A 21,765-nucleotide genomic window follows, 5' to 3' on the forward strand; every position below is an offset into this window, starting at 1 on the left:
AAGCCCCTCGTCGTCACATGCCAAGCCCTGACCATAGACCAAGCGGCGCAACCTCGCCTCAACCCGCGCCATCCCGTCCGGCAGCGTCGGGGCATCGCCCTGGACGACCTCCGCCGCCCGGCGCTGGATGCCGGAGCGATCATCCCCGGGCATTGGAGGTCTCTTCTCTGACCCGGTAAATTCCGCTCCGAAGGCCGGACGTGAACATGCCATCCGGGGTGTTCCAAACGAGCAAGACCGTAGGCGTCCCATCGCGGCGCACATGCGGTCGAACCTCGACTAGCCGGGCCAGACGCCGCCCGATCATCATCTCGGTCCCGATAGCGGGCGGGGCGTCGAGATCGACCGCCGGGCGCTGGCGCTTTTTCGGCTTACCCTGCCGAGCCAGATGGATTTCCCGGACGCGCCGGAAATGATCCGCGAGGATTGCGTCGATGACCTCGGGCGCGATGCCGCGATCCAGAAAAGCATCGCCGAGAATTGCGACATGATCCCGCCAGAATTCCGCGCGCTCCTCCCGCGTCTGCATCGACTCCATCCACTCGGCGACCATCGCGTGATCCAGATCGGGAGCGCAGGAGGGGAGCGGGATGACAGCCGCCGGGACCGCCCGGGGCGGACCCGGCTTTCGGTTCATCCGTCTGGTTCGGAGGACACGAAGCTCAGCCGACACGATCTGCCTCCCACTGCCTTGGCAAATCGTTCTGGCAAATGGCCCCCACCCCTATAGGGTGGGGGGCCGTCATTTGCCGATTTGCCGGGCGGCAAACGGATTGGCAAATTACGGGCAAACAGCGTGATTTGCCGTGATTTGCCGATTTGCCGAGGTGGCAAATGACGGGGAGGCAAATTTGCAGCGTAATTTGCCGGATCATTTGCCGCCTCCATCCGCTTCTGCGACCTTCGGGACCGTGAACCACCCGGAGGTCGCCTCGGTCAGATTTCCGTCGAGGACGAGGCGCTTCAACAGCGCTCGCGCGTTCTCGCGTCCGGGCTTCGTGGCCGGGTCGGATTTCGTCAGTCCCGCGTCGCTGAACACATACGCTGCATCGCTGGCATTGAACCGACGATCCGGGAAGGCATCGGTCAGCAGGCGCAAGGCCGCCTCGGCGCGGCCATGCGCCGCCTGCGTCTTCACGGTGTTCAGGTCGAGGGCACCCCTGCTTGGTCCCCACGCTTCAATCACCTCATCCTTCTGCGGCGGCTGAGCTTGGACGACAACGGCGGATGTTACCTCGTCACCATCTTCGTCTCGCCCCAGCACAACCCGCTCGATTCCGAACCACAGAGATGCCGCTGTTGTGTCGTCCCGCTGCTTGCCCATCTTCATGCACGTCAACCCTTTGCCGTCATCGGGCTGAAAGATCGAAATTGCGGTGTCCACATCGCCGAGCAGGGACGAGTGTCCGCGCATCCCCCGGCTGGCGTCCTTGCCCGAGTGGTGAATTACCATGACGTGTGCGCCGATGGCGCGTTGAAGCTTGCGACAGGCCGCCGCGAAGGCGGCCATGTCGCTGCCGCTGTTCTCGTCTCGACCCGGGCCGAGGCTCTTGTTCAGTGTGTCCACGACGATAAGGCTCGGCGGGCGATCCATGATCTCGCCGACCATCGCAATCACCGCTTCCACCTCGTCCTCGTCGCAAAGGCTAACCGCGAGCGGAAGGACCTGCATCCCCGCCTGCATGGCGCGGTTCACCAAATCGGGATGGACCGCGCGGGCGGCGTGGACCCGGGCCGCGAAACCATCGTCGCCCTCGGCGGCGATATACAGGGCCGGACCGGCCTCCTTGGCGAGCCGGTGGCCGAACCAGCGATCAGCCCCGGCGGAAAGGTGCAAGGCCAGATCGAGCGCGAGGAAGGATTTACCGACATTCGGGGGTCCATAGATGACGGAAACCGCGCGTCGGTCGAGGACGCCCTTGACCAGATAGCGCCCCTTCAACACAAGCGGCAGCGCCGAGATGGGGCGCGCCGCGCCGAGGTAGCGCGCCAGCCGATCTTCGGCCCGTCGCGAGAGGCTGTCAGCGGGTTGCATGTCTTTAGATGCAGCCCTCATTCCGCACCTCCCGCCAGCACAGGGCCGCTTCCAGTCGCCGGGGGGTGACCCCCGGCGGCATCGCTCATCACGCTATTTTCGGGGTGGCGCGCGCGCATTTCGGCAAGCCGAGCCTTGCCCTCCGCCCGGCGGGCACCTTCGGCGGCAACCAGATGCAAAGGCTGGGGCACGAAGCTGTCATGGGCCGCGCCCTCGTGCCGGAGCGTGACCATCATGTCGCCCGGCAGGCCGTGCTGCGACAGCAGGACGTGCGCGCCATCGACCAGCGGATGCTCGGTCGCCTCGACCAGCAAGCGCCCGTCCTCTGTGAGCGCATCCCAGCGGAGGCGCAGGCCCGCCCTCTCCGACCTCTGGGAAAGGGTCGGCCACGGAACCCGCCGGGCGACAATGCGAACGACAGCCCCGCCGGTATCGGGCGGGGCGTGGATGTTGGTCTCCATGATCAGGCCGCCGCCCCGGCCTTCTCGGCCTCCCATTTTTCGATGTCGGTTAGCCGCCAGCGGACGCAGCCGGGCGAGAGGCGCACGGGGTGCGGGAAGCTCGGATCGACCTTGAGCCAGCGCCAGACAGTCGGGCGCGACACGTCATAACGCGATGCAATTTGCTTATCCGTGAGGAACATTGTCACCTTCCGTTCTAAGTGGAAGGCCCTATTATTGACCCGTCTAAATTGAGGTAAAGGGGGGCAATCGCCGGAAGACCCTTCACCTCCCTGAAATACATGCCTGTCAAGGGGAAATATTTGCATTGGCGAAAGAAATACCGGGGCAAAGTTGGGATTTAATCCCAATTCACCCACGCATTACTTTGGGATTATTTCCCAATCCGTTCCCATTTCATCTCGAAACATTAGCCTGCGGGAATTGGACGACCACGCCCGCATCGCGCCCGGCGAGATAGTCCGACCACGCTTGCATCATCGCACGGCGGCGCTCGATCATATCCGTTCGGCGATACGCACGCTCGACCGCGCTCCCGACTGTATGGGCAAGCGCGATCTCGGCCATGTCGCGGTCATAGCCGCGCTCGGCGGCCCAATCGCGGAATGACGACCGCAGGCCATGGGGCACGGCGGCCTTGCCGCTGCGGGGGTCGCGCCAGCCCGCCTTCGCCGGGTCATGCCCGGCCAAGGCGGCGGCCTTCTCGGCGCGCTCCTGCATATCGCGCATGACCTTGCTGATGGTCATGTCGCTCATCTGCTTGCCCGTGATGGAAGGGAACACCAGCGGCTGGTCCTTCATCTTCGGCACGGCCTTGAGCAGCGCCACAGCCGCCGGAGATAGCGGGACGCGGTGTTCGCGGTCCATCTTCATCCTACTCGCGGGGATCACCCACATCGCGGCGTCTAGGTCGATCTCGTCCCATGTCGCGCCCCGGACCTCGCCCGACCGGCTGGCGCACAAAGCTGCGAATCGCAGCGCCTGCGCACCCATGTCCTCCCGCTTCAACACCTCGGCCCACCAGCGAGGCACGTCCGACACAGCCAGCGCCGGGAAGTTGCCGGTTTTGCCCTTCTCCACCTGCGCGGGGGCGGGGAGCAGTTCCTTCAAGTTGCCGCCCCATCTGGCCGGATTATCGCCGCTCCGGTGCCCCTTGACTGTGGCCCACGAGAGGATGCCTTCTAGATAGCCGCGAAGCTTTTGGCCGGTGTCCGGCTTCTCCGACCAGACCTCTTGCAGGGCGCGCACGATGTCCTGAACCGTGATCGACTGGACCGTCAGCTTGCCAAGCTCGGGCAGCGCATACCGCGTGATCGTGGACTTAATCGCTTTCTGGCTTTTCTCGGGCCGGTCGCTCATCTTCGCGGCCAGCCATTTGTCCATCGCATCCGCGAACAGCAAGTTCCGGGCCGATGCCGCCGCCAAAGCGGCGCGCACGGCCTTCTTCTCCTCTATCGGATCAATCCCGGCAGCGACCTTGCGCTTCGCCTCTCTGGCCTTCTCCCGCGCCTCTGCAAGCCCGACCTCGGGGAATGCACCTAGCCCGATGACCCTGCGTCGGTCGCCAATCACGGTTCGCAGAACCCACGACTTCGTTCCGGCGGCGGTGATCTGTAGCCGCAGTCCGGCCACGCCTCCGACATCTATCCAGTGATGACGGTCCGTTCCGCCCGGATGTGTTGCCCGCTTGATGTCCAGCGGTCCCAATTCTTTCGCCCGTCTCGGCATCTCGATCTCCAGCGCTATGGGAAGCATGTTGGATGCGGAATCGAAACCGCCCCCGATAATCCGCTATCCTCTCTGCTATCCATAAACCTTGCTACAAAACGATATTTTGCGCAACAGCGTTTGACGAGAAATCGGAGCTAAGTCACGGGAATGATTGCAGGTATTTGACTGGATGAAACAGAACGGAACACGCAAAAACAGGCTCTTGGCCCCCGCTACCCGCTCCAGAATTCCCGATAGGATGACGGCGAAGCGACGGCCCCGTTGCGGGACGGTTTCTCTGCCCCCAAAACCCGGTCCCCCAACCCGTCGCAATTCCCTCACGCCAGCTTCACCCGGCTGTTGCACGGCCCGGGTAGACGGCGGGGCGAATTGTCCCGAGGTGCCACATGAAGACCCGACTGCTGTCCGCCGCATCCCTGCTTGCCCTGATCACCAGCCCGACCCTTGCCGAGAGCTTCAACCGCATCGCCTCCTTCCCGGTGGTCGCCAACATGGCCGAGGGCGAGGACAAGGCCCGCACCTCCTCGGCCGAGATCATCTCGGTCTCGGAGGACGGCAATACGCTGATCTACACCGACAGCCCGCTGGGCGGCGTCGGGCTGATCGACATCACCGATGCGGCGGCCCCGAAGGCGCTGGGCAACATAGACCTGAAGGGCGAGCCGACCACCGCCCATATCATCGCGGGCAAGGCCTTCGTCGGGGTCAACACCTCCGAAAGCCGCGCCAATCCGTCCGGCCGCCTCGCGGTGATCGACCTCGCCTCGGCGACGGAAGTGGAGTCCTGCGATCTGGGCGGCCAGCCGGATTCGGTGGCGGTGGCGCCCGACGGCAGCTTCCTTGCCGTGGCGGTCGAGAACGAGCGCGACGAGGAGGCCGGCGACGGCGGCCTGCCGCAGATGCCGGCCGGCTATGTCGTCAAGCTGCCGCTGGACGAGGGCAATCTCGATTGCGCCGGGTTGCAGAAGATCGACCTGACCGGGCTGGCCGCGGTCGGGGCCGAGGATCCCGAGCCGGAGTTCGTCGATGTCAACGCGGCGGGCGAGATCGTCGTCACGCTGCAGGAGAACAACCACATCGTGGTGATCGGCGCCGACGGCGCGGTCGCCGCGCATTTCCCGGCCGGCGCGGTGGTGCTGGAGGGCGTCGACACCCGCACCGACGGCAGGCTGGACTTCACCGCCGCCACCGACCCGATCCCGCGGGAGCCGGATGCGGTGAAATGGCTGGATGCCGATCATTTCGCCACCGCGAACGAGGGCGACTGGAAGGGCGGCTCGCGCGGCTTCACCATCTGGAACAAGGACGGCACCGTGGTCTTCGAGTCCGGCGCCGCGCTGGAACATGCCATCGCCGAGATCGGCCACTATCCCGAGAAGCGCTCGAAAGCCAAGGGGATCGAGCCGGAAGGGATGGAATTCGCCCGTTTCGGCGAGGTGCCGTATCTCTTCATCCTGTCCGAGCGCGGCTCGGTCGTCGCGGCCTATGATGTGACCGACCTGACCGCGCCGAAGCTGGTGCAGCTGCTGCCCTCGGGCATCTCGCCGGAGGGTGCGGTGGCGATCCCGGCGCGCAACCTGTTGGTGACGGCGAACGAGGCCGACCTGGGCGAAGACGGCGCCGCCCGGGCGCATGTGATGATCTACCAACTGTCGGATGCGGCTCCGGCCTATCCGATGCTGACCTCGGCCGGCACCGAGGACCTGATCGGCTGGGGCGCGCTCGGGGCGCTGGCTTCGGTCGAAGGAGTGGAGGGCCGGCTGTTCGCGGCCTCGGACAGCGTCTATGGCGCGATGCCCTCGATCTACGAGATCGACATCACGCAGACCCCGGCGCGGATCGTGGCGCAGACCGTGGTCACGCGCGGCGGCGAACCGGCGCAGAAGCTGGACATCGAGGGGCTGACCTCGGATGGCGAGGGCGGCTTCTGGCTGGCCAACGAGGGCGACGCGGCGAAGCTGGTGCCGCACGCGATCCTGCATGTGGATGCGAAGGGCGAGATCAAGAAGGAAATCTCGCTGCCGATCGACCTGCTGGCGCAGCAGACCCGCTTCGGCGCCGAGGGGATCGCCAGGGTGGGCGATAGGCTCTGGGTCGCCATGCAGCGCGAGTGGGGCGACGATCCGAAGGGGCAGGTGAAGCTGCTCTCCTACGATCTGGAGTCCGAAGAATGGGGAGCGGTGGCCTGGCCGCTGGAGCCGAAGGGCGAGGGCTGGATCGGCCTGTCGGAACTGGCGGTGAAGGGCGACCACCTCTACGTTGTCGAACGCGACAACCTGATCGGCGATGCTGCCGTGGTGAAGAAGGTGTTCCGGGTGAAGCTGGAGGACCTGACGCCGGCGAAGCTGGGCGAGACCCTGCCGGTGGTGGCGAAGGAAGAGGTGCTGGACCTGATCCCGGCGCTGAAGTCGCTGACCAACGGCTATGTCGTCGACAAGGTCGAGGGGCTGGCCTTCGACCATGAGGGCAATGCCTGGATCGTCACCGACAACGACGGCACCGACGACAGCTCGGGCGAGACGTTGTTCTGGAACGCCGGGCAGCTCTGAACGACCTGTCGGAAGACGACGGGCCGCCTTGGAGCGGCCCGTCCGGCTTTGGCGGTCAGCCCGACAGGGCGCGGCAGCACCAGTCCCAGGCTGCCTCGGCCGCCTTGCCGGGCGCGGAGCGCTTGCGGACCAGGTAGAAGTCGGGGCCGGCCGCCAGGGTTTCCGCCGCCACCTGCACCAGCCGGCCGGCGGCGAGGTCGGCGGCCACGAAGGCGCGGCAGGCCAGCGCCACCCCCTGGCCGGCCAGCGCCGCCTCCAGCGCCAGCGCGGTCTGGTTGAACACCGCGCCGGGCAGTTTTTCTGCTGTCCGCAGGAAGGCCGGCCAATGGCCGTGTGCATCGTGCAAGAGCGGCATCCGGCGCAGGGCCTGCGGCTCCAGCGGCAGCTTCATCTCCCCGACCAGATGCGGGCTGGCGACGGCGATCAGCTCATGCCGGAACAGCAGCCGCGCTTCCAGCCCCGGGGCGAAGGGCGGGCGGGTCTGGCGGACGGCGATGTCCACCCGGTCGCGGTCGAAGTCCGACAGCGCCTCGGTCGCCAGCGTGCGCAGCTCCACCCCCGGCAGGGCGGCATGGAACTCGGCCAGCCGCGGGATCAGCAGCCGCGTCGCCACCGTGGGCGTGGTGCTGATCGTCACCGTCCCGGGCCGGGCCAGCAAGCGGGCGGTGGCCTCGTCCAGCGTGTCGAAGGCGCGGCTGGCCTCGGCCAGATAGGCCGCGCCCTGCGGCGTCAGCGCCAGCCCGCGCGGCAGGCGGCGGAACAGGGCCAGCCCCAGCCGATCCTCCAGCCCGCGGACCTGCTGGGCGACGGCGCCCTGCGTCACCCCCAGCTCCTCGGCCGCGGCGCGGAAGCTGAGGCGGCGGCCGGCGGTCTCGAAGGCGCGCAGCGCGTTCAGCGGCGGGAGGTGGCGGCGGGATCGGGTCATGTCAAGACTGCAGGTTTTCTGCAGTCTGGCAGCTTTCTTTCTGGCGCGAAAGCCCGGGGGCAATGTGGCATGATGGCGGCGGCAAGACAGGAAGGAGGCCGGGATGGCTGGGGAAAAGGTTGCGATCGTCACCGCGGGCGGGTCGGGCATGGGGGCCGCCTGCGCCCGCCGGCTGGCGCAGGAGGGCTATAGGGTGGCGATCCTGTCCTCCTCGGGCAAGGGCGAGGCTTTGGCGGCGGAACTGGGCGGCATCGGCGTCACCGGGTCGAACCTGGTGCCGGAGGACCTGAAGCGGCTGGTCGACCTGGTGATGGACCGCTGGGGCCGGGTGGATGCGCTGGTCAATTCCGCCGGCCACGGGCCGCGGGCGCCGATCCTGGAGATTTCCGACGAGGACTGGGCGAAGGGGATGGAGGTCTATTTCCTCTCCGCCGTCCGCCCGATCCGGCTGGTGGCGCCGATCATGGTGGCGCAGGGGGCGGGGGCCATCGTCAACATCTCCACCGCCTGGGCCTTCCAGCCCTCGGCCATGTTCCCGACCTCGGCGGTGTTCCGGGCCGGGCTGGCGTCGTTCACCAAGATCTTCGCCGACGACCATGCGGCGAAGGGGGTGCGGATCAACAACGTGCTGCCGGGCTGGATCGACAGCCTGCCGGCGACCGAAGAGCGGCGGGACTCGGTGCCGATGGGCCGCTACGGCCGGGCCGAGGAGATCGCGGCGACGGTGGCGTTTTTGCTGTCGGAGGGGGCTGGGTATATCACCGGGCAGAACCTGCGGGTGGACGGCGGGCTGATCCGAGGGGTGTGAGGGGGAGCCGCCATTCGCGGCTTCCTTGGCGAAGGCGCGCGCCTTCGCCACAGCGCAACGCTTCCCCTTGTCCGGCGGGCCCCCAAAGGCCCGGCCAGCGCCCGCCCCGCCCTCGGCGGGCGCTTCTCGCCCGCCGGGTCGGGCGCTGGCCTCTCGGGGGCTTGGGCCGACAGGTCTCCGGTTGAACCGCCGCGCACGGGCGGGGCGAGGCAGTGCCTCGCCTGATCCCGCCCGCGGATAATGAAGAAGCGGCGGGGTGAACCCCGCCCTACGCGGTTGTCACCCCGCGGAAACGGGAATGTCAGCTGCGCAGGGAGAGTGGAGAACATGGTCCCGCCCGGCCAGACCGCAACTCAGCCGAACGGCTCCTCCGGATAACCGACCCCGGTCAGATACAGCCCGTCCGGCGGCGAGACCGGGCCGCAGGCGGCGCGGGTCCTCGCCTCCAGCGCGGCCGCCACGTCCTCCGGCCGCCAGCTCCCGGCCCCAACCCGCTCCAGCGTACCGACGATGGAGCGGACCTGGTTGTGCAGGAAGCTGCGCGCCCGCAGGGTGAAGCGGATTTCGCAGCCGCCGGGGTAATCCACCTCGGCGATGGAAATCTCGTCCAGCATCTTCACCGGGCTGTCGGCCTGGCACATCGCCGAGCGGAAGGTGGTGAAGTCGTGCCGGCCGATCAGATGCGCCGCCCCTTCCCGCATCGCGTCCACATCCGGCAGGTTCGGCACCTGCCAGACCAGCCCGCGGTCATGCGTGACAGGGGCGCGGCGGGCGACCATGCGGAAGAGATAGCGCCGCTCCACCGCCGAGAAGCGGGCGTGGAAGTCCTCGGCCACCCTTGCGCAATCGGTCACCGCCACCGGCGCCGGCTTCAGGTGCCAGTTCAGCGCCTGAGCCAGCCGGAACGGCTCCCACGCCTTCGCCAGATCGGCATGGGCCACCTGCCCGGTGGCATGGACGCCGGCATCGGTCCGCCCCGCGGCGGCGATGCGGTGCTCTCCCGGCTCCAGCCGCGCCAGCGCCTCCTCCACCGCCTGCTGCACCGAGGGCTGGCCGGCCTGCCGCTGCCAGCCGCAGAACGGGCCGCCGTGGTATTCGATCCTGAAGGCATAGCGCGGCATTCCCGCCGGATAGCGGAAAGCCCCGCTGCCGTCCACCGGCAGCCCGCTTCCCAATCCCGCCCCCGCCCCCTATCTTGGCCCGGCAACAGGGGGCGGCGCTTGGCAGTTTTCGGCATCACCGACGGAATCGCGCGCGGGATCGAGGGGGTGCAGGCCTCGGTCTCCGGCATGTTCTTCGAGCCGGTGCTGCGGCTCGGCGTCACCGGCCTCTCCCGGGCGGGCAAGACGGTGTTCATCACCGGGCTGATCGCCAACCTCTTGAACCGGGGCCGGATGCCGCAGCTGAAGGCGGCGCGCGAGGGGCGGATCGAGCTGGTCCACCTGCAGCCGCAGCCGGACGTGACCCTGCCGCGCTTCGACTACGAGGGCCACATGGCCGCGCTGACCGGCGACACCCCGCGCTGGCCGGACTCCACCCGCGCCATCTCGGAACTGCGGCTGTCGTTCCGCACCCGGCCCTCGGGCTGGTTCTCGGGGATGCGCGGGCCGCAGGTGCTGCATCTGGACATCGTGGATTACCCGGGCGAGTGGCTGCTGGACCTGTCCTTGATGGAGAAGTCCTATGCCGACTGGGCCGAGGAGACCCTGGCCCGCATCGACCGTCGCAAGGAGGCCGCCACCTTCATGGCCGAGGCGCGGGCCGCCGATGCCTCCCGCCGGCTGGACGAGCCGGAGGCGCAAGCGCTGGCCCGCAGCTTCACCGCCTATCTGCAGGCCGCGCGCGAGGCGGGGTATTCCGACTGCACCCCGGGACGGTTCCTGCTGCCCGGCGACCTTGCCGGCAGCCCGGTGCTGACCTTCGCGCCGCTGCCGAAACCCGCCGCCACCGGCCGCGGCAGCCTCTGGCGCGAGATGGACCGTCGGTATGAAGCCTACAAGGCCCGCGTCGTCACGCCCTTTTTCCGCGACCATTTCGCCCGGATCGACCGCCAGATCGTGCTGATGGATGTCCTCGGCGCGCTGCATCAGGGGCCGCAGGCGGTGGCCGATCTGCGGCGGACCATGACCGAGATCCTGTCCGCCTTCCGGGTGGGGCGCACCGGCTGGCTGGCCTCCATCCTGGGCGCCCGGCGGGTGGAGAAGATCCTCTTCGCCGCCACCAAGGCCGACCACCTGCACCACGAGCAGCACCCGCAGCTGACCGCCATCGCCGAGGCGCTGCTGGCCGAGGCGAAGTCGCGCGCCTCCTATGCCGGGGCCGAGGTGGCGGCGATGTCGATCGCCGGGCTGCGGGCGACGGTGGAGGAACGGGTGGAGCGCGACGGGCAGAGCCTGCCGGCGGTGCGCGGGCGGCTGCTGGCCACCGGCAAGCAGGCGGTGATGTATCCCGGCACCCTGCCGCGCGATCCGGCCCGGGTGCTGGCCCCGGCCCGCGCGGGGGCCGAGCGCTGGCTGGACGCCGACTATGCGCTGATGGGCTTCGCCCCGGCCCGGATGAACCTTTCCCCCGGCGAGGGGCCGCCGCATATAAGGCTGGACCGCGCCGCCGAATTCCTGATCGGGGACCGGCTGTGACCACCGTCGCCCTGACCGATGCTGCTCCGCAGGATGCCGCGCCGCTGGCCCGCATCCTGGGCGACTGGCTGCGCGGCACCGGCTGGATGCCGGTGCTGCACAGCCGCGCGGAGGACATCGCCTTCCTGTCCCGGATGATCGCGAGCCACCGGATTCTGGTGGCCCGCGATGCCGAAGGCGCTCCTCTGGGCTTCATCGCCGTGCGGCAGGGCGACATCGCCGGGTTCTATGTCGCCGAGGCCGCGCGGGGCAGGGGCATCGGCAAGGCGCTGCTGGACGCGGCCAAGGCGGGGGAGCCGCGGCTTGCCCTCTGGACCTTCCAGGCCAATACCGGCGCCATCGCCTTCTACACCCGCGAGGGCTTTGCCGAGGTGGAGCGCACCGACGGCGCGGGCAACGAGGAGGGCCTGCCCGACGTGCGGATGATCTGGAGACGCCCGGCATGAGCGAAGACGACCCCCCGCCGCCCCGGCCCTTCCTCTTGGAGGTCGAGGAAGAGGCCGATCCCGCCGCCGCGCCGCCGGTGGGCGAGACGCTGCCCCAGCCTGCCGCGGTGCTGGCGGCGGGCCGGATCGCCTCGGCCCGGCCCTCGGGCCTCTGGCGCTTCGCCGCCTGGGCCTTCGGGGCGCTGTTCGCCTTCTGGCTGTCGGTCTCGGCCTGGCAATTCGTGCAGGACCTGCTGGCGAGCTATCCCGTTCTCGGCGGGATCGCCGTGGTGCTGGTGGCGCTGGCGCTGCTGGCGGCGCTGCTGGTGGCCTTCCGCGAATGGGCGGCGCTGGCGCGGCTGGCGCGGCTGGACGGCTTCCGCGCCCATGCCGCCGCGGCGCTGGCCTCCGGCGACATGGCGGCGGCGCGGCGGGTGACCGGTAACCTCGCCCGTCTCTACGCCGCGCGCGCCGATACCGCCTGGGGCAGGGCGCGGCTGGCCGAGCACGAGGCCGAGGTGATGGACGCCGACGCCCTGCTGGGCTTGGCCGAGACCACGCTGCTGGCGCCGCTGGACGCCCGCGCGGTGGCCGAGGTCGAGGCGGCGGCGGCCCGGGTCGCCATGGTGACCGCGCTGGTGCCGCTGGCGCTGGCCGATGTGGCGGCGGCGCTGGTGTCGAACCTGCGGATGATCCGCCGCATCGCCGAAATCTACGGCGGGCGCTCCGGCAGCTTCGGCTCGCTCGGCCTGTTGCGCCGGGTGTTCACCGCGTTGGTGGCGGCGGGGGCGGTGGCGCTGGCCGACGACCTGATCGGCTCCTTCGCCGGGGGCGGCATCGCCTCGAAACTGTCGCGCCGCTTCGGCGAGGGGGTGGTGAACGGCGCCCTGACCGCCCGCATCGGCATCGCCGCGATGGAGCTGTGCCGCCCGCTGCCCTTCCGCGCCGTGCCGCGCCCCTCGACCTCGGCGCTGGTCGGGCGGGCGCTGGCGGGGATCATCCCGCGCGGGGCCAAGGAAGCGGATTGAGCGGTGGCAAGCCGCCTGATGGGGGTTTCACCCCCAAACCCCCAGGATATTTAAGTCCAGAAAGAGGCAGGGCCTTCTCCTCTTTCTGGAGACAAATATCCTCGGGGTGCGTTATCGGTTGCGCCATCGGTTCGAGAAACCGATAACGCGCGGGGGGCGAAGCGCCCCCGGCTTCGACGCCGGCCCCAACTGGACAAGGCCGGGGCCTTGTGACAGAGGAAGCGGGTCCAAGGAGCCGATCCCATGACCCGTCCTGTCGTCACCCGCTTCGCCCCCTCGCCGACCGGCTATATCCATGTCGGCAACCTGCGCACCGCGCTGATGAACTATCTGATCGCGCGCAAGGCCGGCGGCACCTTCATCCTGCGGCTGGACGACACCGACCAGGAACGGTCGAAGCAGGAATATGTCGACGGGATCATGCAGGACCTCGACTGGCTGGGCCTGCACTGGGACCGGGTGGAGCGGCAGTCGCTGCGTTACGACCGCTACCGCACCGCCGCCGACAGGCTGCGGGCCGAGGGGCGGTTCTACGAATGTTTCGAGACCCCGACCGAGCTGGACCTGAAGCGCAAGAAGGCCGCCGCCATGGGCCGCCCGCCGGTCTACGACCGTGCCTCGCTGGGAATGACCGAAGAGCAGAAGGCCGCGGCAAGGGCCGAGGGCAAGCAGGGCTACTGGCGGTTCCTCTTGAACCAGACCCGGATCGAATGGGAGGACGGGATCATCGGGCCGCTGTCCATCGACGCTGCCTCGGTCTCGGACCCGGTGCTGATCCGGGCGGACGGGCAGGTGCTTTACACCTTCGCCTCCTCGGTGGACGACATCGAGATGGGGGTGACGAACATCGTCCGCGGCGCCGACCACGTGACCAATACCGCGACGCAGATCCAGATCATGGAGGCTTTGGGCGGCACCCCGCCGGCCTTCGCCCACCATTCGCTGCTGACCGGCGCGCAGGGGGAGGAGCTGTCGAAGCGGCTCGGCACCCTGTCCTTGCGCGACCTGCGGGCGCGGGGGGTGGAGCCGATGGCGCTCTTGAGCCTGATGGCGCGGCTGGGGTCGTCGAAGCCGGTGGAGCTGGCCGGGTCGATCGAGGAACTGGCCGAGGGCTTCGATGTCTCCTCCTTCGGCGCCGCGCCGACCAAGTTCGATGCCGAGGACCTGTTCCCGCTGACCCGCGGCGTGGTGCAGGGGAAGCCCTTCGCCGAGGTGCGCGAGCGCATCGCCGCCTTGGGCGTTCCCGACGACATGGCCGAGGCGTTCTGGGCCGTCGCCAAGGGCAACATCACCGTGCTGGACGATCTGGCCGGCTGGTGGGCGCTGATCCGCGACGGTGCCGCGCCGCTGGTGGACGAGGCCGACCGCGACTTCGTGGCGCAGGCGCTGGCGATGCTGCCGCCGCAACCCTGGACCACCGCCACATGGGGCCAGTGGACCGCGGCAGTCAAGGAGGCCACCGGCCGCAAGGGCAAGGACCTGTTCCGCCCGCTGCGCCGGGCACTGACGGGCCGCGACGCCGGGCCGGAGATGGCCGACCTGATGCCGCTGCTGCAGCGGCCGAAGCAGGGCTGAGCGGCGCGGCGTTTCCGCTCGGTATACGGTCGCATTCCGTTTTTCGCTTGCCCGGACCGGGGGTCCTCGGCTAACCCTGTCGATGCAGGATCGGGAGAATCCGGGCGGGCCTTCGGGCTGCGGTCCGGTGCCGAAGGAGCAACCGCCCCGGTAAACTCTCAGGCGCAAGGGACCGTTCCTGCGATGGACTCTGGAGAGTGGCGCGCCCTGCGCCCGCCGAAGGGATAACGATCTCAGGCGCCCGATACGGGCAGGGACAGAGGGGGCACCGGGCGGCAGGGGCATTGCCGCGGACGGTGCCGGACACGCTTCCGGCCAGGCAGGGGAGAGGCGGTTTGACCGACCTGTTGCGCCTTGGGCTGCACGACCTTCACGTCGGCCTTCAGGGGAAGATGGTGCCCTTCGCGGGCTACGAGATGCCGGTGCAATACGCCGCCGGGGTAATGAAGGAACACCTGCACACCCGGGCCGCGGCGGGCCTGTTCGACGTGTCCCACATGGGCCAGGTGATCCTGCGCCCGAAGGCGGGGATGGAGGCGCTGGTCGCCGGTTTCGAGGCGATGATGCCGGTCGACGTGGCCTCGCTGCCCGAGGGGCGGCAGCGCTATGGCCTGTTCACCAACGAAGCCGGGGGCGTGCTGGACGACCTGATGTTCGCCAACCGGGGCGATCATCTCTTCGTGGTGGTGAACGCCGGCCGCAAGGCGCATGACATTCCGCATATGGCGACGGCGCTGGCCGATGTGGCCGAGGTCGTCCCCGTGACCGACCGCGCGCTGCTGGCGCTGCAGGGGCCGCTGGCCGAGACCTGCCTCGCCCGGCTGGAGCCGCGGGTCGTCGCGATGCGCTTCATGGACATCGGCGTGTTCGGGAGTGTCTTCGGCGACCTCTGGGTCAGCCGCTCCGGCTATACCGGCGAGGACGGGTTCGAGATCTCGGTTCCCGCCGCAAGGGTGGAAGCCTTCGCCCGCGACCTGCTGGCGATGGCCGAGGTGCTGCCCATCGGTCTCGGCGCCCGCGACAGCCTGCGGCTGGAGGCCGGGCTCTGCCTCTACGGCCACGATCTGGACGAGACCACAAGCCCGGTGGAGGCCGGGCTGACCTGGGCGATCCAGAAATCCCGCCGGGCGGGTGGCGCGCGCGAAGGCGGCTTCCCCGGCGCCGCGCGCATCCTGCGCGAACTGGCCGAGGGGCCGCCGCGCATCCGCATCGGCCTGCGCCCCGAAGGCCGCGCGCCGATGCGCGAGGGCACCGCGCTGTTCGACGGCGACACTGGCGTCGGCACCATCACCTCGGGCGGCTTCGGCCCCTCGGTCGGCGCGCCGGTCGCCATGGGCTATGTGCCCACCCCGCTCGCCACCCCCGGCACCCGGCTGGAGGGCGACGTCCGCGGCAAGCGCCTGCCGGTGACCGTGGCCGAGATGCCCTTCCACCCCACAACCTACAAACGCTGAGGAGCTCCCGATGAAATACACCAAGGAACACGAGTGGCTGCGGGTCGACGGCGATCTGGTCACGGTGGGCATCACCGAACACGCCGCCGAGGCTTTGGGCGACGTGGTCTTCGTCGAACTGCCGGAAGCCGGGGCGACGGTGGCCGAGGGCGACGAGATCTGCGTGATCGAAAGCGTCAAGGCTGCCTCCGACATTCTTGCGCCGCTGGACGGCGAGATCGCCGAGGTCAACGGCAAGCTGGTCGATACCCCGGCGCTGGTGAACGAGGACCCGCTGGGCGAGGCCTGGTTCTTCAAGATGAAGGTCGCCGACCTTTCGGTGCTGGACCAGTTCATGGACGAGGCGGAATACAAGGAGCTGATCGGCTGAGCCGAAACGATTTTTCGTCGAAAAATCGGGGCTTCGGGTTTTCGGCGAAAACCCGGGTCCCGGCCCTTCAGGATGGACGCGATGACCTTCACCCCCACCGATTACAACCCCTATGATTTCGCCAACCGCCGCCACATCGGCCCCTCGCCGGCCGAGATGGCCGAGATGCTGGAGGCCGTCGGCGTGCCCTCGCTGGACGCGCTGATCGATGAGACGGTGCCGAAGGCGATCCGGCAGGCGAAGCTGCTGTCCTGGGCGCCCTTGGCCGAGCATGAGCTGCTGGCGCGGATGCAGGAGGTGGCGGCGAAGAACCGGGTGATGACCAGCCTGATCGGGCAGGGCTATTACGGCACGGTGACGCCGCCGGCGATCCAGCGCAACATCCTGGAGAACCCGGCCTGGTATACCGCCTATACCCCCTACCAGCCGGAAATCGCGCAAGGGCGGCTGGAGGCGCTCTTGAACTTCCAGACCATGGTCTGCGACCTGACCGGGCTGGACGTGGCCAATGCGTCCCTGCTGGACGAGGCCACCGCGGCGGCCGAGGCGATGGCGATGGCCGAGCGGGTGGCGAAATCGAAGGCCAAGGCCTTCTTCGTCGACCGCTTCTGCCATCCGCAGACCATCGCGGTGATCCGCACCCGCGCGCTGCCGCTGGGGATCGAGGTCATCGAGGATGCGGTGGAGAAGCTGGAGCCGGAAAAGGTCTTCGGGGCGATCTTCCAGTATCCCGGCAGCTACGGCCATGTGATCGACTACAGCGACCGGATCGCCGCGCTGCATGCCAAGGGCGCCATCGCGGTGGTGGCGACCGACCTGCTGGCGCTCTGCCTGTTGAAGGAGCCCGGGGCGATGGGGGCGGACATCGCCATCGGCTCCAGCCAGCGCTTCGGGGTGCCGATGGGCTATGGCGGGCCGCATGCCGCCTTCATGGCGGTGAAGGACGTCCACAAGCGGCAGATGCCGGGGCGGATCGTCGGGGTGTCGGTCGACGCGCAGGGCGGCAAGGCCTATCGGCTGGCCCTGCAGACCCGCGAGCAGCATATCCGGCGCGAGAAGGCCACCTCCAACGTCTGCACCGCGCAGGCTTTGTTGGCGGTGATGGCCTCGATGTATGCCGTCTTCCACGGGCCGAAGGGGCTGCGGGCGATTGCCGAGCGGGTGCATTTCCTGACCCAGCGGCTGGCCCGTGCGCTGAAGGCGGCCGGGGCGAAGGTCTCGCCGAAAGCCTTCTTCGACACCATCACGGTGGAGGTCGGCGTCGGCCAGGCCGGTATCCTGGCCGCCGCGCGGGCGGAGGGGCTGAACTTCCGCAGGATCGGCCATGACCGGATCGGCATCTCGCTGGACGAGACCACCGATGAGCGGGTGCTGGTCAAGGTGCTGCGCGCCTTCGGCATCCTCGGCCTGCCGCCGCACCGCGCCTCGCTGGGCTTCCCCGAGGAGATGCTGCGGACGACCGACTACCTGACCCATCCGGTGTTCCAGATGAACCGGGCGGAATCCGAGATGATGCGCTACATGCGCCGTCTGTCGGACCGCGACCTGGCGCTGGACCGGGCGATGATCCCGCTCGGCTCCTGCACCATGAAGCTGAACGCGGCGGCGGAGATGATGCCGATCACCTGGCCGGAGTTTTCCTCGCTTCACCCCTTCGTCCCGGCCGATCAGGCCGCGGGCTATGCCGAGGCGATCTCCGACCTGACGGCGAAGCTGTGCGAGATCACCGGCTACGACGCCTTCTCGATGCAGCCGAACTCCGGCGCGCAGGGGGAATATGCCGGGCTGCTGACCATCCTCGCCTATCACCGGGCGCGGGGGGATGCGGATCGCAAGATCTGCCTGATCCCGACCTCGGCCCATGGCACCAACCCGGCCTCGGCCCAGATGGCGGGAATGGAGGTGGTGGTGGTCAAGTCCGCGCCGAACGGCGACGTGGACCTGGACGACTTCCGCGACAAGGCGGCGGCGGCGGGCGCGCGGCTGGCGGCCTGCATGATCACCTATCCCTCCACCCATGGCGTCTTCGAGGAGACCGTGACCGAGGTCTGCCGGATCACCCATGACCACGGCGGGCAGGTCTATATCGACGGGGCGAACATGAACGCGCTGGTCGGGCTGGTGAAGCCGGGCGAGATCGGCGGCGATGTCAGCCACCTGAACCTGCACAAGACCTTCGCCATCCCGCATGGCGGCGGCGGGCCGGGGATGGGGCCGATCGGGGTCAAGGCGCATCTGGCGCCGCATCTGCCGGGGCATCCCGAGACGGCGGGCGTGGAGGGGCCGGTGTCGGCGGCGCCCTATGGCTCGGCGTCCATCCTGCTGATTTCCTGGGCCTATTGCCTGATGATGGGCGGCTCCGGCCTGACCCAGGCGACGCGGGTGGCGATCCTGAACGCCAATTACATCGCCAGCCGGCTGACCGGGCAGTATCCGATCCTGTTCATGGGCAACAAGGGAAGGGTGGCGCATGAATGCATCCTGGACACAAGGCCCTTCGCCGAGGCCGGGGTGACGGTGGACGACATCGCCAAGCGGCTGATCGACAACGGTTTCCATGCGCCCACGATGAGCTGGCCGGTGGCCGGCACGCTGATGGTGGAGCCGACGGAAAGCGAGACCAAGGCCGAGATCGACCGCTTCATCACCTCGCTGCTGGCGATCCGCGAGGAGATCCGGGCGGTGGAGAAGGGCGAGATCGCGGCCGAGGATTCGCCCTTGCGCCACGCCCCGCATACGGTGGCGGCGCTGGTGGGCGAATGGGACCGCAAATACAGCCGCGAGGCCGGCTGCTTCCCGCCGGGGGCGTTCCGGGTGGACAAATACTGGCCGCCGGTCGGGCGGGTCGACAACGTCTACGGCGACCGCAACCTGATCTGCACCTGCCCGCCGGTGGAAAGCTACGCCGAGGCGGCAGAGTAGGGAAGGCCCGGCGGCCTATTCCGCCGGGCGCGCCGGAGGCCGGGGCATCGCCACGTCGCGCGCCATCTGCACCGGCTGCGCCCCGCCCGAGGCCCCGAGCGCGGGCTTGGCCGGTTCGGGGGCGGCGGGCGCCGCGGCCGCGACCGCGCCGCCTTTCGTCTGCATCGCAAGGCAGGCCCGCGCCTGCGCCAGCGCGCCGCCCATGCCGCGCACGTCGAAGGACTGGTCGATCCCGACGCCGAGAAGCCGCAGATAGACCCCCTGGGTCAGGTAGTCGACCGACTGGTCCAGCCCCTCCAGCGTGAAGGCGATGAAGTTCTGGTCCACCGCGAAGGCATTGCCGTGGACCGGCATCCCCATCTCGGTCATCAGGCTGGCGGGATAGGTCTTGCCGGGAGTGAAGCCGGTGCCGGGTTGCGACAGGAAGACGGTCAGGCTGTCGTCGCCGTAAAGCCCGACCCAGAGCTGCTCGCCGTTCACGTAGCCGACCGAGATGTAGCAATCAAGGAAGCGGCCGTCCGACCCGGTCTCGCCGGAGCCATACCAGTTGCCCGAGGTGAACTCGGTTCCCGGGATGTCGGCGGCGAGGGCGGGCGAGGCGAGGAGGGCAGCTATAAGACCGAGGGAGGCGCGCATGGAAGGCTCCTTCGACAAAGGGAAAAGGGTTGGCGTTCAAATCGTGACGCCAAGGGTAGCAGGGCGCGGCAATGCGTCAAGCGGGGGGTGGATCGGGGAAACCGGAGGGCGGCGGTGACTTTGCCGTGAACGGGTTTTCGTCGAAAACCCGGAAGGTTCGATTTTTCGACGAAAAATCGGGGTGAAACGCCGTTGACAGGATCGTCCGGCTGTCGCATCTCCCCGGGTCGCGGGAGGAGGCGGGGATGACGGATCAGACGAAAGGCCCGGGCTTCGGGGCGGGGCTCTGGGCCGGGCTGCCGATCGCCCTTGGCTATTTCCCCATTGCCTTTTCCTTCGGGGTGGCGGCGGTGCGGGCGGGGCTGACCGGGGTCGAGGCCACCTTCCTGTCGCTGGTGATCTATGCCGGGGCCAGCCAGTTCCTCGCGCTGGCGCTGCTGGCCGGGGGGGCGCCGGTGCTGGTCTCGGCCTTCACCCTGATTGCCATGAACCTGCGCCACCTGCTCTACGGCCCGGCGCTGATGAAGCAGGCCGGGGCCGCGGCGCCGCGGCGGCTGGCCTGGGCCTGGGCCTGGGGGCTGACCGACGAGGTGTTCGGCCAGGCGCTGGGGGCGCTGGCGCGGGGGCAGAGGTTCTCGGAAGCCTGGATGTTCGGGCTGGGTCTGGCGGCCTATGGCGCCTGGACCGGCGGCACCGCGCTGGGCGCCTGGGCCGGCGGCGGCGCGCTGGAGGCGTATCCGGCGCTGAACGCCGGCCTGGGCTTCATGCTGGCGGCGCTGTTCCTGTCGCTGCTGCTGTCGATCCTGACCCGGGCGGCGCTGCCGGCGATCCTGGTCGCAGGCGTGGCGACGGTGGCGGGAACGCTCATGTGGTCCGGCACGGCGGGAATCCTGGCCGGGATGATCGGCGGCGCGCTGGCGGGAGTGCTGAGGCGATGAGTGCCGATCTGGTGATCCTGGCGCTGCTGGCCGGCGCGGCCAACTGGGCCTTCCGGGCGCTGCCGGTGCTGCTGATGAAGCGCGAGGCGCGGCCGGGCGGCGTGGCCGCGCGTTTCCTCGCCTCCACCGGCCCGGCGGCCATCGCGACGCTGTTCGTGGCCTCGGTGCTGCCGCAGCTCTGGCCGGTGCCGCGCGACCTCTGGCCGCTGGCGGCCGGGGTGGCGGCCACGGTGCTGGCCTTCCTGCCGCGGCGGTCGGTGGTGGCGGGAACGCTGTGCGGGGCCGCGGGCTATGCCGCGGCCTTCTGGGCGCTGGGCTGAGGCGCGCTTGCCCCTTGCGCCGGGGCGCGGGGCTTGCGACCATGTATCCAAGGAGAGAGCCACCCATGATCGAGATCAGCCCGCGCAAGGTCGTGCATGTCATCTATCTCGCCCGCGAGGAGCGGCAGGGCGAGGCCGAGCTTTACGCCTTCATCGACGGGCTGAACGCCGAGGAGAAGGCGCATCTGACCGCGCTGGCCTGGGTGGGCCGCGGCGCCTTCGAGCCCGAGGATTTCGGCGAGGCGGTGGAGACCGCCTTCTCCGAGGCGACCACGCCGACGGCGGATTACCTGATGGGAATGCCGCATCTGGCCGAGAACCTGGAGTCCGGGCTGGAGGCGATGGGGATCGACGTATCGGGCGAGGAGGAGGATTTCCTCTGACGTCCCTTGCGGGGCCGCTCCGCGATGCCGATATATTCGCGAACCGGAATGTGAGGCGAACATGACAGAGGCGACGGAAGCGGTGCGGCTGACCTGCGCGACCTGCGGGCAGGGCAACCGGGTGCCGCTGGCGCGGCTGGGGCAGGGGCCGAAATGCGGCGCCTGCGGCGAGCCGCTGACGGACGCGCGGGTGGCGGAACTGGACGCGGCCACGCATGACAAGGTGCTGCGCGACGGGCTGCCGGTGCTGGTGGACTACTGGGCGCCCTGGTGCGGGCCCTGCCGGGCGATGGCGCCGGAATTCGCCAAGGCGGCGAAGACGCTGGCGCCGGGGGTGCGGCTGATGAAGCTGAACACCGAGGACCATCCGCAGATCTCCGCCCGCGCCGGTATCCGCGGGATTCCGGCGCTGATCCTGTATCGCAATGGGCGCGAGCTGGCGCGGCTGGCGGGCGCCCGGCCGGCGGCGGAGATCGAAGGTTTCGTCCGCCAGCACCTGCGCTGACGGATTCCGCGCGGGGTCGCTTGACAAGCCTTTGGCCTTGCGCCACATAGCCGGCCAAGGTCAT

At 69.2% G+C, this 21,765-nt stretch carries 21 protein-coding genes and 1 riboswitch; of the genes, 13 read left to right on the forward strand and 8 right to left on the reverse strand.

What is annotated here, in order from left to right; translation table 11 throughout:
* Nucleotides 1–139 precede the first annotated feature (139 nt).
* The 5 genes from G5B31_RS06400 to G5B31_RS06420 all read right to left on the reverse strand — a co-directional run bounded on the left by G5B31_RS06400 (nt 140) and on the right by G5B31_RS06420 (nt 4,251).
* Nucleotides 140–553 carry a hypothetical protein gene (locus G5B31_RS06400; RefSeq protein WP_165014896.1) on the reverse strand — a complete coding sequence of 138 codons (414 nt, stop codon included), beginning with the start codon at nt 551–553 and terminating at the stop codon, nt 140–142.
* A 318-nt stretch (nt 554–871) separates the two neighbouring features.
* A complete protein-coding gene (locus G5B31_RS06405; protein WP_165014899.1) occupies nt 872–2,056 on the reverse strand; it encodes an AAA family ATPase in 1,185 nt (394 codons plus the stop codon).
* Nucleotides 2,053–2,496: a hypothetical protein gene (locus G5B31_RS06410; protein WP_165014902.1), complete on the reverse strand. Its 444-nt coding sequence runs from the start codon at nt 2,494–2,496 to the stop codon at nt 2,053–2,055. The genes G5B31_RS06405 and G5B31_RS06410 overlap by 4 nt, the downstream gene beginning before the upstream one ends.
* Before the next feature lie 2 nt (nt 2,497–2,498).
* A complete protein-coding gene (locus G5B31_RS06415; protein WP_165014905.1) occupies nt 2,499–2,678 on the reverse strand; it encodes an AlpA family transcriptional regulator in 180 nt (59 codons plus the stop codon).
* Between the two features lie 214 nt (nt 2,679–2,892).
* Nucleotides 2,893–4,251 carry a site-specific integrase gene (locus tag G5B31_RS06420; RefSeq protein WP_240904323.1) on the reverse strand — a complete coding sequence of 453 codons (1,359 nt, stop codon included), beginning with the start codon at nt 4,249–4,251 and terminating at the stop codon, nt 2,893–2,895.
* Nucleotides 4,252–4,613: 362 nt separating this feature from the next.
* Between G5B31_RS06420 and G5B31_RS06425 the strand changes: the two genes are divergently transcribed.
* Nucleotides 4,614–6,776, forward strand: a complete 2,163-nt coding sequence (locus G5B31_RS06425) for an esterase-like activity of phytase family protein (protein ID WP_165014908.1) — start codon at nt 4,614–4,616, stop codon at nt 6,774–6,776.
* 55 nt (nt 6,777–6,831) lie between these two features.
* On the opposite strand, the gene G5B31_RS06430 is transcribed toward G5B31_RS06425, so the two are convergent.
* Nucleotides 6,832–7,701: a LysR substrate-binding domain-containing protein gene (locus tag G5B31_RS06430; protein ID WP_165014911.1), complete on the reverse strand. Its 870-nt coding sequence runs from the start codon at nt 7,699–7,701 to the stop codon at nt 6,832–6,834.
* 103 nt (nt 7,702–7,804) lie between these two features.
* On the opposite strand from G5B31_RS06430, the gene G5B31_RS06435 reads away from it, so the two are divergent.
* The gene (locus G5B31_RS06435; RefSeq protein ID WP_165014914.1) at nt 7,805–8,509 is read left to right on the forward strand and encodes an SDR family oxidoreductase; all 705 of its coding nucleotides are present in this window, start codon (nt 7,805–7,807) and stop codon (nt 8,507–8,509) included.
* 353 nt (nt 8,510–8,862) lie between these two features.
* On the opposite strand, the gene truA is transcribed toward G5B31_RS06435, so the two are convergent.
* Nucleotides 8,863–9,630 carry a tRNA pseudouridine(38-40) synthase TruA gene (gene truA, locus G5B31_RS06440; protein ID WP_165016237.1) on the reverse strand — a complete coding sequence of 256 codons (768 nt, stop codon included), beginning with the start codon at nt 9,628–9,630 and terminating at the stop codon, nt 8,863–8,865.
* 99 nt (nt 9,631–9,729) lie between these two features.
* Between truA and G5B31_RS06445 the strand changes: the two genes are divergently transcribed.
* The 7 genes from G5B31_RS06445 (at nt 9,730) to gcvP (ending at nt 18,919) form a co-directional block, all read left to right on the forward strand.
* Nucleotides 9,730–11,145: a YcjX family protein gene (locus G5B31_RS06445; protein WP_240904324.1), complete on the forward strand. Its 1,416-nt coding sequence runs from the start codon at nt 9,730–9,732 to the stop codon at nt 11,143–11,145.
* Entirely contained in the window at nt 11,142–11,591 is a 450-nt protein-coding gene (locus tag G5B31_RS06450) for a GNAT family N-acetyltransferase (RefSeq protein ID WP_346763887.1), read from the forward strand. Before G5B31_RS06445 ends, G5B31_RS06450 begins: the two co-directional genes overlap by 4 nt.
* Nucleotides 11,588–12,598, forward strand: coding sequence for a YcjF family protein (locus G5B31_RS06455; protein ID WP_165014917.1), 1,011 nt, complete (start codon nt 11,588–11,590; stop codon nt 12,596–12,598). The genes G5B31_RS06450 and G5B31_RS06455 overlap by 4 nt, the downstream gene beginning before the upstream one ends.
* A 243-nt stretch (nt 12,599–12,841) precedes the next feature.
* Entirely contained in the window at nt 12,842–14,173 is a 1,332-nt protein-coding gene (gltX, locus tag G5B31_RS06460; protein WP_165014922.1) for a glutamate--tRNA ligase, read from the forward strand.
* 81 nt (nt 14,174–14,254) lie between these two features.
* Nucleotides 14,255–14,358, forward strand: a riboswitch (glycine riboswitch).
* Nucleotides 14,359–14,508: 150 nt separating this feature from the next.
* Nucleotides 14,509–15,627 carry a glycine cleavage system aminomethyltransferase GcvT gene (gene gcvT, locus G5B31_RS06465; protein WP_165014924.1) on the forward strand — a complete coding sequence of 373 codons (1,119 nt, stop codon included), beginning with the start codon at nt 14,509–14,511 and terminating at the stop codon, nt 15,625–15,627.
* 10 nt (nt 15,628–15,637) lie between these two features.
* On the forward strand, nt 15,638–15,997 hold the full coding sequence (gene gcvH / locus G5B31_RS06470) for a glycine cleavage system protein GcvH (protein ID WP_165014928.1): 360 nt from the start codon (nt 15,638–15,640) through the stop codon (nt 15,995–15,997).
* Between the two features lie 81 nt (nt 15,998–16,078).
* Nucleotides 16,079–18,919, forward strand: a complete 2,841-nt coding sequence (gene gcvP, locus G5B31_RS06475; protein ID WP_165014931.1) for an aminomethyl-transferring glycine dehydrogenase — start codon at nt 16,079–16,081, stop codon at nt 18,917–18,919.
* Between the two features lie 15 nt (nt 18,920–18,934).
* Here gcvP and G5B31_RS06480 read toward each other — a convergent pair whose 3' ends face one another.
* Nucleotides 18,935–19,555, reverse strand: coding sequence for a hypothetical protein (locus G5B31_RS06480; RefSeq protein ID WP_165014933.1), 621 nt, complete (start codon nt 19,553–19,555; stop codon nt 18,935–18,937).
* A 245-nt stretch (nt 19,556–19,800) separates the two neighbouring features.
* Between G5B31_RS06480 and G5B31_RS06485 the strand changes: the two genes are divergently transcribed.
* From G5B31_RS06485 to trxC, 4 genes are all read left to right on the forward strand, one after another.
* Complete coding sequence (locus tag G5B31_RS06485; protein WP_165014936.1) at nt 19,801–20,493, forward strand: AzlC family ABC transporter permease; 693 nt, start codon at nt 19,801–19,803, stop codon at nt 20,491–20,493.
* The gene (locus tag G5B31_RS06490; protein ID WP_165014938.1) at nt 20,490–20,813 is read left to right on the forward strand and encodes an AzlD domain-containing protein; all 324 of its coding nucleotides are present in this window, start codon (nt 20,490–20,492) and stop codon (nt 20,811–20,813) included. The genes G5B31_RS06485 and G5B31_RS06490 overlap by 4 nt, the downstream gene beginning before the upstream one ends.
* 65 nt (nt 20,814–20,878) lie before the next feature.
* A complete protein-coding gene (locus tag G5B31_RS06495) occupies nt 20,879–21,196 on the forward strand; it encodes a DUF3775 domain-containing protein (protein WP_165014941.1) in 318 nt (105 codons plus the stop codon).
* 61 nt (nt 21,197–21,257) lie between these two features.
* Nucleotides 21,258–21,701 (forward strand): thioredoxin TrxC, encoded by a 444-nt coding sequence (trxC, locus tag G5B31_RS06500; protein WP_165014944.1) that lies wholly within the window; start codon nt 21,258–21,260, stop codon nt 21,699–21,701.
* Nucleotides 21,702–21,765 lie beyond the last annotated feature (64 nt).

Origin of the sequence: Rhodobacter sp. SGA-6-6, from assembly GCF_011043545.1 — a bacterium.
Lineage (GTDB): Bacteria > Pseudomonadota > Alphaproteobacteria > Rhodobacterales > Rhodobacteraceae > Pseudogemmobacter.

Coding starts and splice junctions, on each gene's coding strand:
- G5B31_RS06400 (WP_165014896.1), bottom strand. CDS start 553: ATGGTCGCCGAGTGGATGGAGTCGATGCAGACGCGGGAGGAGCGCGCG.
- G5B31_RS06405 (WP_165014899.1), bottom strand. CDS start 2,056: ATGAGGGCTGCATCTAAAGACATGCAACCCGCTGACAGCCTCTCGCGA.
- G5B31_RS06410 (WP_165014902.1), bottom strand. CDS start 2,496: ATGGAGACCAACATCCACGCCCCGCCCGATACCGGCGGGGCTGTCGTT.
- G5B31_RS06415 (WP_165014905.1), bottom strand. CDS start 2,678: ATGTTCCTCACGGATAAGCAAATTGCATCGCGTTATGACGTGTCGCGC.
- G5B31_RS06420 (WP_240904323.1), bottom strand. CDS start 4,251: ATGCTTCCCATAGCGCTGGAGATCGAGATGCCGAGACGGGCGAAAGAA.
- G5B31_RS06425 (WP_165014908.1), top strand. CDS start 4,614: ATGAAGACCCGACTGCTGTCCGCCGCATCCCTGCTTGCCCTGATCACC.
- G5B31_RS06430 (WP_165014911.1), bottom strand. CDS start 7,701: ATGACCCGATCCCGCCGCCACCTCCCGCCGCTGAACGCGCTGCGCGCC.
- G5B31_RS06435 (WP_165014914.1), top strand. CDS start 7,805: ATGGCTGGGGAAAAGGTTGCGATCGTCACCGCGGGCGGGTCGGGCATG.
- truA (WP_165016237.1), bottom strand. CDS start 9,630: ATGCCGCGCTATGCCTTCAGGATCGAATACCACGGCGGCCCGTTCTGC.
- G5B31_RS06455 (WP_165014917.1), top strand. CDS start 11,588: ATGAGCGAAGACGACCCCCCGCCGCCCCGGCCCTTCCTCTTGGAGGTC.
- gltX (WP_165014922.1), top strand. CDS start 12,842: ATGACCCGTCCTGTCGTCACCCGCTTCGCCCCCTCGCCGACCGGCTAT.
- gcvH (WP_165014928.1), top strand. CDS start 15,638: ATGAAATACACCAAGGAACACGAGTGGCTGCGGGTCGACGGCGATCTG.
- gcvP (WP_165014931.1), top strand. CDS start 16,079: ATGACCTTCACCCCCACCGATTACAACCCCTATGATTTCGCCAACCGC.
- G5B31_RS06480 (WP_165014933.1), bottom strand. CDS start 19,555: ATGCGCGCCTCCCTCGGTCTTATAGCTGCCCTCCTCGCCTCGCCCGCC.
- G5B31_RS06485 (WP_165014936.1), top strand. CDS start 19,801: ATGACGGATCAGACGAAAGGCCCGGGCTTCGGGGCGGGGCTCTGGGCC.
- G5B31_RS06490 (WP_165014938.1), top strand. CDS start 20,490: ATGAGTGCCGATCTGGTGATCCTGGCGCTGCTGGCCGGCGCGGCCAAC.
- G5B31_RS06495 (WP_165014941.1), top strand. CDS start 20,879: ATGATCGAGATCAGCCCGCGCAAGGTCGTGCATGTCATCTATCTCGCC.
- trxC (WP_165014944.1), top strand. CDS start 21,258: ATGACAGAGGCGACGGAAGCGGTGCGGCTGACCTGCGCGACCTGCGGG.